This window comes from Pseudomonas sp. GW460-LB5 (assembly GCF_059423245.1).
Genome location: NZ_JBWKXT010000014.1, coordinates 12,559 through 26,122 on the forward strand (window position 1 = coordinate 12,559; position 13,564 = coordinate 26,122).

The window sequence follows — 13,564 nt, forward strand, 5'->3', positions numbered from 1 at the left end:
ACAATATCCACTCCCTCGAACCTGTGCGGTGCCATGATCCAGTCCGACCTAGACCTGTTCGGCCCCCAGCCACAACGCCTGGCCAGCCATACCGTGCTTTTGCCCGGCTTTGCCCTGGCCGAAACCGAGCCGCTGCTCGATGCGCTGCGCCCGGTGCTGCGTGCAGCGCCCTTCCGGCACATGCACACGCCCGGTGGCCTACGCATGGCTGTAGGCCTGACCAACTGCGGCACGCTGGGTTGGGTGAGTGACGAACAGGGTTACCGCTATAGCCCCAACGATCCGCTCAGTGGCAAGCCGTGGCCTGCACTGCCCCCGGTTCTGCTCGCGCTCGCCGCCCGCGCTGCGGCGCTGGCCGGCTTCGAGGGCTTCGTGCCGGATGCCTGCCTGGTCAACCATTACCTGCCAGGCACACGCTTGAGCCTGCACCAGGACCGCGACGAACGGGACTTCGGGCAGCCGATCGTGTCTGTGTCGCTGGGCCTACCGGCAGTGTTCCTGTTCGGCGGCCTGCAGCGCGCCGACAAGCCCCGTCGCATCCCCCTGAGCCACGGCGATGTGCTGGTCTGGGGCGGCGAGGACCGCTTGCGCTTTCACGGCGTGCTGCCCATCAAACCCGGCGTGCATCCGCGCATGGGCGAGCGGCGGATCAACCTGACATTGCGCAAGGCGGGGCCCTGAACAGGCCCCGCTTCTACCACCCGGCGCAAAACAAGATGAATTCACATGAAACATGTTGAACATCCAGGCCAGGCAAGCTTCAAATATCAAGCCGCCTTCCTTGCCTGGAGCCTGCCATGTCGAATCCACTTAGCCCCTCAAACCGTTGCCACGGAGCCACTTACCGATGAAGATGCCTGGCCGTGCCCCCAACGCCTCGCTGCAGCTCGATTACGTACGCGACACCCTTTTCGGCCCAGTGGCGCAGAGCGTGGAATGCCAGTGCCAGCTGGCCGATCTCAACCTTCAAGGTCGAGCGGGGCTGCGTCTGCATATCTGCCCGCCGCTGCCTGACAAGGTCGACCGTGCCCACAGTGTGGCCTTCGTCTGGGATGGGCGCAGTTATCATGGGGTGGTTCGCGACAAAGGCAAGTGCGGCGATGGCGGCCTCAACCTGCTGCTCGAGCTACAGTAAGCCGATCAACGGCAGCTAAACCAGCTGAACCGGCCGACCGCGGCGTCTCTCCATAGCAAAAGGGCCTCTGCCCGCCGGAGAATGCCATGAACAGTCCATTGCTCAAGCTCTTCACCCACCCCGCCGACGCCTGGCTGGATATTCGTCGGGCCGAAGAAGACCACCCACAGCAATACCTGCCGCGGCTGCTGGCCTTGGCACTGATACCCGCCGTGTGCCTGTTCATTGGCACGACCACCTTCGGCTGGAGCCTGGCGGCCGAGGAGCGGGTACGCCTTGGCATGGGTAGCGCCGCGCAACTGGCGGGGCTGCTGTATGCCACCACCGTTGTGGGCGTGATGCTGATGGGGGTGATGATCCGCTGGATGTCACGAGGGTTCGACGCACATCCAAGCCTGAGCCAGTGCATCGGTTTTGCCGCCTACTGCGCCACGCCGTGGTTCTTCGCCGGGGTAGTCGGGCTGCTGCCGATTCGCTAGTTGGCCTTCGTCGCGCTAATGGCCGCTTCTGCCTATGCAAGCGTCTTGCTGTATGGCGGTTTGCAGACATTCCTGCGGCTTAAAAAGGAACAGGCAATGCTGTTCGCGACATGCGTGTGGGGCGTGGGGCTTCTGGTTTTGGTAACCCTGCTCGTGGCGATGGTTCTGTTCTGGTTCAACGGCCTGATGCCAGAATACGTGCGCCCGGCCAACCTGGGCTGACCGGGGCAAACCAGGTGCACTCAAGCATGCGACCTGAGTGGCGCCGGGTGGCTGTTGCGCAGCGCATGCAACTGCCCCACGAGGTGGACCAGGTCACGGCAACTGTTAAGGTTGTGCAACGGAACCCCACTGAGGGTCACGCTCTTTTCGAGACTCTGGCCCTGACCCAGGCGGATGGTCAGGTTGGCGCCGTCCGGGCAGCTGACTTCACAGCGGTCGGGCAGGCATGCCTGCTCGATCATCTGCCGCATCTCCAGCATCGAAACTCCAATCAACGACATGGTACGACCCTCTCTGTGCGATGGCCTGTTGTGAGTGAGTACGCCTTTATCGGGCGGGGCGCCAATTGATATTGCCCATGCCCTGGCAGGCGTCCATGCGCCGGGGCAATGATGATGCGGGGAATCCCTTAGCACCTTAGTGGAAGATTGCGCTCGCGGGCCGAGGGTTCGAATGCAAAGCCTGACTTAACGACGAGCGGTGCCGGTATCACCAGCCACGGTTCAATGGCCGGCCCCTTCCCGTTCATCCTGCATCTGCCCAAACCGCCCGGCATGGAAATCGTCGAACGACTCGGCAATCTCCGCCTGGCTGTTCATCACGAATGGACCGTAACCGACGATCGGCTCGTCAATCGGCTCGCCGCTGAGCACCAGCACACTGGTGCCCTCCAGAGCCTGCACGGTGACATCCTCCCCGTCCCGGTCCAGCAGTACCAGGCTGGACGGGCCAGCGTCGCGCTCGCCATTGATGCGCACGTTACCGCGTAACACCACCAGCGCCGCGTTGCGACCGACAGCAACCGGCAGCTGCAAGGCCGTGCCGGCATTGAGCCGCAGGTCCCACACATCCATCGCGGTAAAGGTCCGCGCCGGCCCTGGGTGCCCCTTGTAGTCGCCGGCAATCACCCGCAAGCTACCGGCGTCGCCCTCCAGCGCTACCACCGGGATGTCGCTGGCCAACAGCGTCTGGTAGCCGGCCGCTGCACGTTTGTCACGCGCGGGCAGGTTGACCCACAACTGGACCATTTCCAGGGTACCGCCACTGCGGGCAAAGCCCGGGGAATGGAACTCCTCATGGATGATGCCATTGGCGGCGGTCATCCACTGCACATCACCTGGCCCGATCAGGCCGCCAGCACCCGTGGAGTCACGGTGTTCCAGCTCGCCCTGATAGACGATGGTCACTGTCTCGAAGCCGCGGTGCGGGTGCTGGCCAACGCCGCGCCGCGCCGTGGTCGGGGTGAAGTCATGGGGGCCAGCGTAGTCCAGCAGCAGGAACGGGCTGATCCGGCTGGCCAGGTTGTCGTAAGTGAACAGGCTGCGCACGGGAAAACCATCACCTACCCAATGGGCGTGTGGGCTGCGGTGGATACCCAGAATGTTTTTCATGAGAAGGCTCCTCTCTTGGCTGGGATAACCTTATCAATGATACGAATCAGGCGGTAGACGGATTATTCGGCATACATCGTTCTACCTATGGAACAGTCAGCCCGGCAAGAAAGCGAGTACCTGCTCGGCCGCCATGGCCGGGTCTTCCTGCATGAAACAGTGCCCACCGGCAACTTGCCGGGCGGTTACATGCCGGTTGAGCGTGGCCAGGCGGTTCACCGAATGTGGCACGAAGGGATACGTCTGTTCGCCATATAGAATCCGTGTCGGCGTGCTGATCGCTGCAAGGCGCGCCCACATGCGTTTGGGGAATGAACTGAAGATTTCCACTTCCCGGCTGGGCCGGCACTTGAGCACCACTGCATCGCCACAATCGCCGATGGCGTGTTCGACATAAGCCTGCAGCGCTGCATCGGTCCAGCCCTTGAAGATGCCCCGCCCTTGCAGCAAGGCTAGCGCTGCCTCGCGATCAGGCCAGTGGCTGCGGCGGCTGGCGGCCTTGCGTGCCAATGCATGACGCTGGTGCAGGCCAACCAGTGCTGCCGCGCCCATCACACCCAGCATGCGACGACTGAACAACACGGGGTCTAGCAACACCGCACGCTCGAACAGCTCAGGTTCAGCGGCCAGGATCAGGCCCGTAAGCACGCCGCCAAAGCTGTGCCCCACGGCAAACCGCGGCACATCGCCGTACTCGCCACGCCCGGCCTGAAAGGCTTCCACTGCCAGCTCGGCAGTACGGTTCCACCCCCGAAACACCCCACCATGGTCACTGTCGCCATGCCCCTGAACGTCGCAAAGCCACAGGTCGAAATGTTCGCCCAGACGCATCAGCAACGGTTGGTAGGCCAGGCAACAGAAGCCATTGCCGTGCAAAAAATGCAGCAACGGCTTGCCACTGACAGGTGTTCGCCAGCCACGCAGGGTGAAACCTTCGGCGCATTCGTGGGACCAGGGTATCAACTGCATCGGCTTGCTTCACTCGCGGGGCTAAGAAAACGCCGATTCTACAAACAGCAGCGGGTAGAGTGAAATCACCAGCAACAAGGCCATCAGGACATTGAACAGCATCAGCCAGCGCGGGTTCTGCAATACGTTGCGCAGGGCGCTGCCGAACATTACCCACACACCGACGCTAGGCAGGTTGACCAAGGCAAACAAGGCGGCGATGACAATCACGTTGGTCACATAGCCTTGCGCCGGTGTGTAGGTGGTAATCGCACCCACCGCCATGACCCAGGCCTTGGGGTTGACCCACTGGAACGCCGCTGCGCCCCAGAACCCCAGCGGCTTGCGGGCGCTCGAGGAGGCCGTGCCGACTGGCCCGGAAGTGGCTATTTTCCAGGCCAGATACAGCAGGTAGGCGGCGCCGGTATAGCGCAGCGCCGTGTACAGCGGCGGCCAGGCCTTGAACACTTCACCCAGGCCCAAGCCCACGGCCAGCACCATGACCATGAAACCGACGCTGATACCCAGGGCATGAGGGACCGAACGACGCACGCCGAAGTTCACCCCCGAGGCCAGTAACATGGTGTTGTTGGGGCCGGGAGTGATGGACGATACAAAGGCAAACAGCACGAAAGCGATCAACAGGTCGGCAGAGGCAAGCATGGCGGGCATTCCACTTTCGTTATAGGTGCTGTCACACTAACGGAGTCGCCCTCTCTAGCGACCGATACAGTTATATTAAATTATTCAGATACACATCACTGTACCGCTAACCCGGATCAAGGAAGCCGTCACCATGAGCCTCACCATTCGCCCAGCCGTTCGCACCGATGCCGAGCAGATCCTGGCCTTCATTACCGAGCTGGCCGAGTATGAACGTGCCCGCCACGAGGTGGTCGCCACCCTGGCCGACATCGAGCACAGCCTGTTCGACGAGGGCAGCACAGTGCGTAGTCTGATGTGCGAACGCGATGGCCGGGCAGTCGGTTTTGCGGTGTACTTCTACAGCTACTCGACCTGGCTCGGGCGCAACGGTATTTATCTGGAAGACCTGTATGTCACGCCTGAACAGCGTGGCGACGGTGCTGGCCGGCAACTGCTGCGACATATTGCCCGCGAGGCGGTGGCGAACAATTGCGGGCGCCTGGAATGGAGCGTGCTGGACTGGAACGAGCCGGCGATCGGCTTCTATCAGAAGCTGGGGGCCGAGGCGCAGGATGAGTGGGTCCGCTACCGGCTGGATGGCGAGAAGCTGGCGGCATTCGCCCGCGGGTGACACGCTTGCTGATGCGGCCCTATCGCCGGCAAGCCAGCTCCCACAGGTACTGTATAACCCTTTAGGGCACTGCTAATCCTGTGGGAGCTGGCTTGCCGGCGATAGGGCCCGGACAGGTAAAGTTACTGCCGCCGCCACACTGCCCCGGCAATGTCGACCCGCTTGGGCAGTACCTTGTTGTCGAAGAACAACTGTGCCGTACGCTGCTGCGCCGCCACGATCTCATCACTCACCGGCAGCACGGGTGACGCCGGCCGGTGGCTGAAACTGCGCTGCACCACCGCTTCTGGCAAACCCATGAACTGTGCCAGCACGTGGATGCTCCCAGCCTCGTCGCTGCGGGTAAGTGCCTCGGCCCGGCTGATTTCGTCCAGCAATTGCCCGACAAAGGCGCCATTGGCTTCGACATAGGTGCGTGAACCCAGCATGAACGGCCCAATCAGCCCCAACCCTTGGCCGTCGGCCAGCAGACGCGCCTTACCCTCCAGGTCGATGGCGGAGTAGAACGGGTCCCAGATTGCCCAGGCATCCACGCTGCCCCGCTCGAATGCCGCCCGGGCATCGGCAGGCGCCAGCCACACTGGCTGAACATCACCAATGCTCAGCCCGGCCTTGGCCAAGGCACGCAATAGCAGGTTGTGGGCGCTGGAACCCTTCTGCAGGGCAATACGCTTGCCCTTGAGCTCCCCTACTGCCCTGATCGGGCTGTCTTTCGGCACCAGGATCACTTCAGCCTGCGGCTTGGGCGGCTCGGCCCCCAGGTACAACAGGTCGGCGCCGGCGGCCTGGGCGAAGATCGGCGGAATATCACCGGTAGAGCCAATATCAAGGCTGCCGATGTTCAACGCTTCAAGCATCTGCGGGCCCGCGGGAAACTCGATCCATTGCACGCGGGTGTTGGCAAAGCGTTGCTCCAGCAGCCGATGCTGCTTTGCCAGCACCAGGCTGATCGAGCCCTTCTGATAGCCAATACGCAAGGTGGCCGGGTCTGCGGCCTGGGCCGCGCCGGCCAAGGCCAGCATCAGCAGCATGGCAAAGCGTAGTAAGCGCATGGGTCATTCCTTCCAGTCGGTCGAGGGTTTTTCCCACAAGTTGATCCCGCCTTCCACAGCGTACTGGTCGATGGCGGCCAGTTCTTCGGCCGTGAAGGCCAGGTTGTCGAGCGCGGCCACGTTCTCGGTGATCTGCTCGGGCCGGCTGGCACCAATCAGCGCAGAGCTCACCCTTGGGTCGCGCAGTGTCCAGGCAAGTGCCAGTTGGGCCAGGCTCTGGCCACGCTGGCGGGCAATGTCGTTCAGGGCGCGTGCGCGGGCGATGTTGGCTTGCGACAAGTGCTGGGGCAACAGCGAGCCACCACCCGCACGGTTCACCCGGGCGTCGGTCGGGATGCCATTGAGGTATTTGTCGCTGAGCAGGCCCTGGGCCAGGGCAGTGAATACAATCACCCCGGCACCCAAGGCATCGGTGGTGTCGAGCAGGTCCCGTTCGATCCAGCGGTTGAACAGGTTGTACGACGGCTGGTGGATCAGCAGCGGTACCTTCAGGGCTTGCAGCAACGCCGCAATTTCAGCGGTCTTTCCGGCCGAGTAGGACGAAATGCCGATGTACAGCGCCTTGCCCTGGCGCACGATATCGGCCAGTGCGATGGCCGTTTCTTCCAGCGGGGTATCGGCGTCGAAGCGGTGCGAATAGAAGATGTCAACGTAATCCAGGCCCAGGCGCGCCAGGCTCTGGTCCAGGCTGGCGATCAGGTATTTGCGCGAGCTGCCGCCCTGCCCATACGGTCCCGGCCACATGTCCCAGCCGGCCTTGCTGGAAATGATCAGCTCGTCACGGTAGCTGCGCAGGTCCTCGCGCAGCAGCCGGCCGAAGTTGGTCTCGGCACTGCCATAGGGCGGGCCGTAGTTGTTGGCCAGGTCGAAATGGTTGATACCGGCATCGAACGCCGTGTGCAGCAAGGCGCGCTGGGTGGTGATGGGCGTGGCATCGCCAAAGTTGTGCCACAGGCCCAGGGACAGGGCCGGCAGCACCAGGCCGCTGCGACCGACACGACGGTAAGGCATGCGCGCATAGCGCTCGGGGTTGGCGGTGTAGCTCATGGTTGGCCTCGTTCGGCAAAGTAAGGGTTGGCTGGGCGCTGCAGGCCCAGGTGCTCGCGCAGGGTGTGGCCCTGGTACTGACGGCGGAACAGGCCGCGCCGCTGCAACTCGGGCACCACCTGCACAGCGAAGTCTTCCAGGCCCAGGGGCAGGTGCGGCACCAGCACGTTGAAGCCATCGGCGCCGCCGCCTTCGAACCAGGCTTGCAGCTCATCGGCGATCTGCGTCGGGGTGCCGACCAGGCTGTAGTGCCCTCGCCCACCGGCGATGCGCCGGCCCAGCTGGGCCAGGGTCAGCTGTTCGTTACCGGCCAGTTCGGTCAGCAGTTGCTGGCGGCTGCGCTGGCCATCCTCGGTAGGCGGCAACGCTGGCAGCGGGCTGTCCAGCGGGTAGCCGGAGAGGTCGAAGTTACCGAGCATGCGCCCGAGCAGGCCAACGCCGACCCGCGGGTCGACCAGCGCCTGGAACTGTTCGTACTTGTCCTCGGCCTGCGCCTGGCTTTGCCCCACCACCACGAACACGCCGGGCATGATCTTCAGCGATTGCTCATCCCGCCCATGACGCGCCAGGCGGCCCTTGAGGTCGGCGTAAAAAGCTTGTGCCCGGGCCAGGCTCGGCTGGGCGGTGAACACCACCTCGGCGCTTTGTGCAGCCAGCTCGCGGCCGGTTTCGGACGAGCCAGCCTGCACCAGCACAGGTCGCCCCTGTGGGGAGCGGGCCACATTGAGTGGGCCTTTGACGCGAAAGTGCTCGCCCACATGGTCAAGGGTACGCACCGCCTGCGGGTGGTGGAACAGGCCACTGGCCTTGTCGCGCACGAACGCATCATCGGCCCAGCTGTCCCAAAGCCCTTGCACCACCTGCTGGAATTCGCGGGCGCGGGCGTAACGCTCGGCATGTGGGATGTGCGTCTGGCGGCCAAAGTTGCCGGCCTCGGCGGCAGCGTCGGAGGTGACCAGGTTCCAGCCGGCACGGCCTGCGGACAGGTGATCCAGCGAGGCGAACTTGCGTGCCACATGGTACGGCTCGTTGTAACTGGTGGTGGCTGTGGCGATCAGGCCGATGCGTTCGGTGACTGCACTCAGCGCCGACAACAGGGTCAGTGGTTCGAAGTACACCGAGCGGGCACTGTGGCTGGCCACCGGGTCGCTGGGCGCGGCGACGCTGTCGGCGACGAACAAGGCATCGAAGCACGCGGCTTCGGCGATTTGTGCGGTGCGCTTGTAGGTGGCGAAATCCAGCGGGTCGGCCGGTACGTCCGGGTGGCGCCAGGCGGCCACGTGGTGACCGGTAGCCATGAGGAAGGCGCCCAGATTCATTTGGCGGGGCATGTTGTTCTCCTTGAAATCTCGATTGGGGCCGCTTTGCGGCCCATCGCCGGCAAGCCGGCTCCCACAGGGAGCACGCAATTCATTCAGGCTGCGCTGTACCTGTGGGCGCTGGCTTGCCGGCGATGAGGCCGGTACAGGCCACCGGCCGCCACTCAGAAATCCTTGCGCAGTTGCACACCGAAGTAGCGCCCGTCATCCCGCGGTACTGAGCGGTAGATGTAGTCGCCGCCACTGGCCAGCATCTGCGCATACGGTTTGTCGCCCAGGTTCTTGCCCAACAGGGCTACGCGCCAGCCGTCGTTGTAATCGGCCAGGGCAATGCTGGCGTTCCAGATGCCATAGGCGCCCTGCACGGTGTCCGGGTTCTGGTCGAGGCTGAACTGCACGGCGTCCTGCCAGCTGTAATCGCTGCTCAGCTCCACATCCAGGCCGTTGTCCAGCGGGATCACGTAATCGGCGCGCAGGTAGGTCTTCCAGTCGGGCGTGAACGGCAGGCGACCGCCATCGATGTTGCAGTTGGCCGCCGCACCCGCCGGGCAATTGAAGTGATCGACACGGGCCTTGGTGTAGGCCACGGCTGTCGACAGCTTCAGCCGCGAGGTGGCCTGGAAGCTGGCATCCAGCTCCACACCCTGGGTCTTGACCTTGCCGGCGTTGACCAGGCGGGTTACCACCTGGTTGGCCACGGTGTCGAAGAAGTTGGCCTGGTAGTTGTCGTAGTCGGTATGGAATACGGCCAGGTTGGCGGTCAGGCGATTATCCAGCGCCGTGCTTTTCAAGCCGATTTCGTACGCATCCGACGTTTCGGGCTTGAGTGCCTCGGTGTCGCGCGGCTGCATGTTGAAGAACACGTTATAGGCCGGCCCTTTGTAGCCGCGCGAGTACGTGACATAACCGGTCAGGTTGTCATTGAAATCATATTGCAGGCCGGTCCTTCCGCTCCAGCCGTCCTCGTCAACCGAGCCGGAGCTTGCGGTCGAAGGCTGGATACCGGTCACTGCGCTGGCCGAGCTGGAGACGCGGCGATGATCGTACTCAAGGTCGTCGTGAGTCCAGCGCAGGCCGAAAATGGCACGCAGGTCATCGGTGAAGTTGAAGGTGTTTTCACCGAACAGCGCGACACTGTCGTTGGTGGTGGAATAGTCGGCGCGGCCACGGTTGGCCACGCCGCCATTGACCGACAGGCGCTGGTAGGTCTCGTTGGACGTGCCATGCATGTAGAAGGCGCCCAGCACATATTCGTTGAACTGCCCTTTGGGCGAGGTCAGGCGAAACTCCTGGCTGTACTGGTCATAATCCACCGTGCCCTTGTCATGGGACGCCGTGATCGGCAGCAAGGCACGCCGGTCGCCGTCCTGGTACTGGGTGTTGTCCCAGCCCCGCCAGGCGCTGATCGACGTCAGGGTGTAGTCGCCCAGCTGCCAGTCCAGTTGCGCCGAAAGCCCCTGGTTCTCGTCCTCGACGTGGGTCTTGAAGTCGCTGTTGATGTCGCGGTTGTGGGCACTTGGCGTCACCGGGCGCAACTGGCTGGCAAATGCGGCACTGGCGCTGGTGATGACGCCGCTGGGCAATGTGTCCTCGCCCTTCATGTAGTCGGCGATCAGGGTCAGGCGCACGTCTTCGTTGGGCTCGAACTCCAGCTTGCCGCGGGCGCCTTTGCGTGCATAGCCATTGACGTCGTGGCCATTGGCAACGTTCTCGACATTGCCATCGTAGTCGCCCCACAAGGTGCTCAACGAACCCTTGAACTGCTCGCTCAGACGCCCGCCAATCCCAAAACGCAGGCGGTTCTCGTCGCCAGCGCCAAAGTGCGAATAGTCCACATAGCCCTGGGTCTGTTCGGGGACGGCCTTACTGACCACGTTGAGTACACCCGCCGAGGCGTTCTTGCCAAACAGGGTGCCCTGTGGCCCGCGCAATACCTCGATGCGTTCGAGGTCGAGCAGGTCGAGGGTCGACTGCCCCGGGCGGCCGAACACCACGCCATCGACCACCGTCGCCACGGTGGGCTCGACGCCGGGCGAGGTAGAAATGGTACCCACGCCACGGATGAACAGCGAGGTGTCCTTGTTCGAGGCGCCGGCGCGGTAATTGAGGGTAGGCACCTGCTGGACGATGCTGGCAACGTTGTTGCGGTTGTCGCGCTCCAGCTGTTCGCCATCGATAACCGACACCGCCACCGGCACTTCCTGCAGCGTGGCTTCGCGGCGCGTGGCGGTGACGGTGACCGCGCCTAATGCAGCGGCCTGCGCAACCCCCGCTTCGGCCGGTTCGGCTGCTTGGGCACCTTGGCCAAAAGCGGCCAGCAAGATGGCTGCGGCCAATGGCCGACGTTGCGTAGCGGGGAACGGTGTACGGCTTTTGTGCATGGTGCTCACTGCCTCGGGAAACCAGACCAGGCCCCATCTGACGGGGCCGACACGAAGTTGCTGTGGTTGTCTGGTCTCGCTCGTGCGAGTGGCAGGCGGTTGCCAACAGCTGCGCTTGTTAGCGCTAACATTGGCAAGTATCAGAGGGCGTTGCTTAGCACGTCAAATACTTAAAAGTCAGATTGATATGCAATAAAGCTATTTGCCAACCCACTTCCCGTTAGCGCTACCATCGCGCCATTTCCCCAGGAGGCAGCCCGGTGAGCCAGGCCAAGGATCCCCCCCGCAAGCGCCGTGGCGCAGGCCGTGTCACCCTCGCCGAGGTGGCACGGGCCGCTGAGGTTTCGGCCATCAGCGTGTCGCGCTACTTCAACCAGCCAGACCAGGTTTCGCCGCCTTTACGCGAGCGTATCGAAGCCGCCGTGCAGGCGCTGGGCTATGTGCCCAACCTGGTCGCTGGTGGGCTGGCCTCGGCCCGTGGGCGCATTGTCGGCATGGTGATCCCGAATATCTCCGGACCGATCTTCGCCCAGACTATCCAGGCGTTCAGCGACACCCTCAGCAGCCACGGCTACCAGTTATTGCTGGCCTCCAGTTATTTCAGCGAAGCGCAAGAAGAAAGCGCAGTACGGGCCTTTCTCGGCTGGTCGCCGGCAGCGTTGGTGGTGACCAGCCATTTCCACAGCCCGGCCACGGAAAAGATGCTGGCCGACGCAGACGTGCCCGTCGTGGAAATCTGGGACTACCGCCCTGAGCGGGCGCCCTTGCAAGTGGGTTTCCTTCATCACCAGGTAGGCGTGCAGGCCTGCCGCTACCTGCTGGACAAGGGCCACCGGCGCATTGCCTTCGTGCAAAACAGTGCGGCCGGCGACCTGAGTGCGCTGGAGCGGCGCGATGGCTATATTGCGGCATTGCATGAAGCCGGGCTGGAGCCTTGGGTGTTCGTGCCCTCAACCGACTGCGCACCGTTCGAGGCGGGCAAGCAGGCAATGGAAGCATTGATTCGTCGCCAGCCACGGCCCGAAGCGATCATCTTCGCCAATGACAACCTGGCTGCCGGCGCCCTCCTGGCGGGCCAGCGCGCCGGTTTGCGCCTGCCCGAAGACATGGCCATCGTCGGCTTTGGCGACTACCCCTTTGCCGACATGCTGTTGCCCAGCCTGACCACCCTGCGCCCGCCCTCGCGGGCAATTGGCGAACTGGCGGCGTTGCGGGTGCTGCAGCACCTGGGGGTGGTAGCGTGTGAGGGTGAGGTGCAACGGCTTAACCTGTTGGCGTGTGAGTTGATTGCCCGCGAGAGCGCGTGAGATGCACAGGCGCTGTGACAACCCGGCCATTGAGGATTATTCTCCTACGGTATGTCCCACCGCCCCAATATGTGAGCGCCGAATATGAAAATCGATGACATGGACGCCTTCGTGGCGGTCATCCGTTGCCAGTCGACCAACCTCGCCGCCGAGGCCCTGCAACTGACCCAGCCGGCCATCACCCGCCGGGTGCAAAACTTCGAGGAAGACCTGGGCGCCACCCTGCTCGACCGCAACACCAAGCCGCTGAAGCCGACCCCCATGGGCCTGCGGGTGTACGAGCAGTGCAAGGCGATCTTGCGTGAGATCGACTCGCTGCGTGAACTGGTGGCCAACGACGGTGCCCCGTCCGGGACCCTGCGCCTGGGCGTGCCGCAAACCCTTGGCGATGTGGTGCTGCTCGATGCCTTGGCACAAATTCGTGAAACCTATCCCGACCTGCGCACCCAGGTCACCAGTGGCTGGGGCAGCAGCCTGATCGCACGCATGGAAAACGGCGAGCTGGATGGCGCCGCGGCACTGTTCCCGCCCGGCAAGATCTTCCCCGAGGGCATCGCCAGCCAGTCGATCGCACGCATGCCGCTGCGCGTGGTGGCGGCCAAGGGCACTGTCGGCAAGCGCAGCCTCAAACTCAAGGACTGCTACACCCGTGGGTGGGTACTCAACCCCGATGGTTGCGGCTTTCGCGCCGGGCTGCAGCGCGCCCTGAGCGAACAGGGGCTGAGACTGTCGATCAACCTGGAGACCTTCGGCACCGAGCTGCAGCTCGGGCTGGTGGCCAATGGGCAAGGGCTTGGGCTGGTGCCCGAGCCCTTGTTGCAGAACAGCCGCCACCGCGATGCACTGGACGTGGTCAATGTGACGGATTTCAAGCCGCAGGTGGATTTGTGGTTGTTCCACCCGCGCTACCTGGGCAACCTGCAGGAGCCGGTTGAGCAGTTTGGCCGGGTGGCAGGGCAGCAACTCTGCGGGTGAGCCGAAAGCGCAAGCGCTTGCGGGAGCGGCCT

13 protein-coding genes and 1 pseudogene are annotated in these 13,564 nt (G+C 63.5%); 6 read left to right on the forward strand and 8 right to left on the reverse strand.

All coding sequences use genetic code 11. From position 1 onward, the window contains the following. The first annotated feature begins 33 nt into the window (after positions 1-33). The 3 genes and pseudogenes from alkB (at position 34) to AC07XM_RS11020 (ending at position 1,836) form a co-directional block, all read left to right on the forward strand. Complete coding sequence (gene alkB, locus AC07XM_RS11010; RefSeq protein ID WP_016486752.1) at positions 34-681, forward strand: DNA oxidative demethylase AlkB; 648 nt, start codon at positions 34-36, stop codon at positions 679-681. A 166-nt stretch (positions 682-847) separates the two neighbouring features. Beyond that, a complete protein-coding gene (locus AC07XM_RS11015; protein WP_016486751.1) occupies positions 848-1,135 on the forward strand; it encodes a hypothetical protein in 288 nt (95 codons plus the stop codon). 86 nt (positions 1,136-1,221) lie between these two features. Then, positions 1,222-1,836 (forward strand): annotated as a pseudogene (locus AC07XM_RS11020) (Yip1 family protein). A 20-nt stretch (positions 1,837-1,856) separates the two neighbouring features. Here the strand turns inward: AC07XM_RS11020 and AC07XM_RS11025 are convergent. The 4 genes from AC07XM_RS11025 to AC07XM_RS11040 form a co-directional block, all read right to left on the reverse strand. Then, a complete protein-coding gene (locus tag AC07XM_RS11025) occupies positions 1,857-2,117 on the reverse strand; it encodes a DUF1652 domain-containing protein (protein ID WP_023047905.1) in 261 nt (86 codons plus the stop codon). Between the two features lie 222 nt (positions 2,118-2,339). Further along, positions 2,340-3,227: a pirin family protein gene (locus tag AC07XM_RS11030; RefSeq protein ID WP_060516393.1), complete on the reverse strand. Its 888-nt coding sequence runs from the start codon at positions 3,225-3,227 to the stop codon at positions 2,340-2,342. A 96-nt stretch (positions 3,228-3,323) separates the two neighbouring features. After that, positions 3,324-4,196: an alpha/beta fold hydrolase gene (locus AC07XM_RS11035; protein ID WP_060516395.1), complete on the reverse strand. Its 873-nt coding sequence runs from the start codon at positions 4,194-4,196 to the stop codon at positions 3,324-3,326. A gap of 21 nt (positions 4,197-4,217) precedes the next feature. Then, positions 4,218-4,847, reverse strand: a complete 630-nt coding sequence (locus AC07XM_RS11040; protein WP_172455927.1) for a LysE family translocator — start codon at positions 4,845-4,847, stop codon at positions 4,218-4,220. 124 nt (positions 4,848-4,971) lie between these two features. Between AC07XM_RS11040 and AC07XM_RS11045 the strand changes: the two genes are divergently transcribed. Continuing rightward, the gene (locus AC07XM_RS11045; protein WP_016486745.1) at positions 4,972-5,451 is read left to right on the forward strand and encodes a GNAT family N-acetyltransferase; all 480 of its coding nucleotides are present in this window, start codon (positions 4,972-4,974) and stop codon (positions 5,449-5,451) included. 122 nt (positions 5,452-5,573) lie between these two features. Here the strand turns inward: AC07XM_RS11045 and AC07XM_RS11050 are convergent, their stop codons facing one another. The 4 genes from AC07XM_RS11050 to AC07XM_RS11065 form a co-directional block, all read right to left on the reverse strand. Next, positions 5,574-6,503 (reverse strand): aliphatic sulfonate ABC transporter substrate-binding protein, encoded by a 930-nt coding sequence (locus AC07XM_RS11050; protein ID WP_102689070.1) that lies wholly within the window; start codon positions 6,501-6,503, stop codon positions 5,574-5,576. 3 nt (positions 6,504-6,506) lie between these two features. Beyond that, the gene (gene mgrA / locus AC07XM_RS11055; RefSeq protein WP_016486743.1) at positions 6,507-7,550 is read right to left on the reverse strand and encodes an L-glyceraldehyde 3-phosphate reductase; all 1,044 of its coding nucleotides are present in this window, start codon (positions 7,548-7,550) and stop codon (positions 6,507-6,509) included. After that, positions 7,547-8,881, reverse strand: coding sequence for an LLM class flavin-dependent oxidoreductase (locus AC07XM_RS11060; RefSeq protein WP_060516399.1), 1,335 nt, complete (start codon positions 8,879-8,881; stop codon positions 7,547-7,549). The genes mgrA and AC07XM_RS11060 overlap by 4 nt, the downstream gene beginning before the upstream one ends. 152 nt (positions 8,882-9,033) lie before the next feature. Next, positions 9,034-11,250, reverse strand: coding sequence for a TonB-dependent receptor (locus AC07XM_RS11065; protein WP_102689071.1), 2,217 nt, complete (start codon positions 11,248-11,250; stop codon positions 9,034-9,036). Between the two features lie 260 nt (positions 11,251-11,510). On the opposite strand from AC07XM_RS11065, the gene AC07XM_RS11070 reads away from it, so the two are divergent. Beyond that, on the forward strand, positions 11,511-12,557 hold the full coding sequence (locus AC07XM_RS11070) for a LacI family DNA-binding transcriptional regulator (RefSeq protein WP_016486740.1): 1,047 nt from the start codon (positions 11,511-11,513) through the stop codon (positions 12,555-12,557). 84 nt (positions 12,558-12,641) lie between these two features. Further along, positions 12,642-13,532 carry a LysR family transcriptional regulator gene (locus AC07XM_RS11075; RefSeq protein ID WP_016486739.1) on the forward strand — a complete coding sequence of 297 codons (891 nt, stop codon included), beginning with the start codon at positions 12,642-12,644 and terminating at the stop codon, positions 13,530-13,532. Positions 13,533-13,564: the final 32 nt, after the last annotated feature.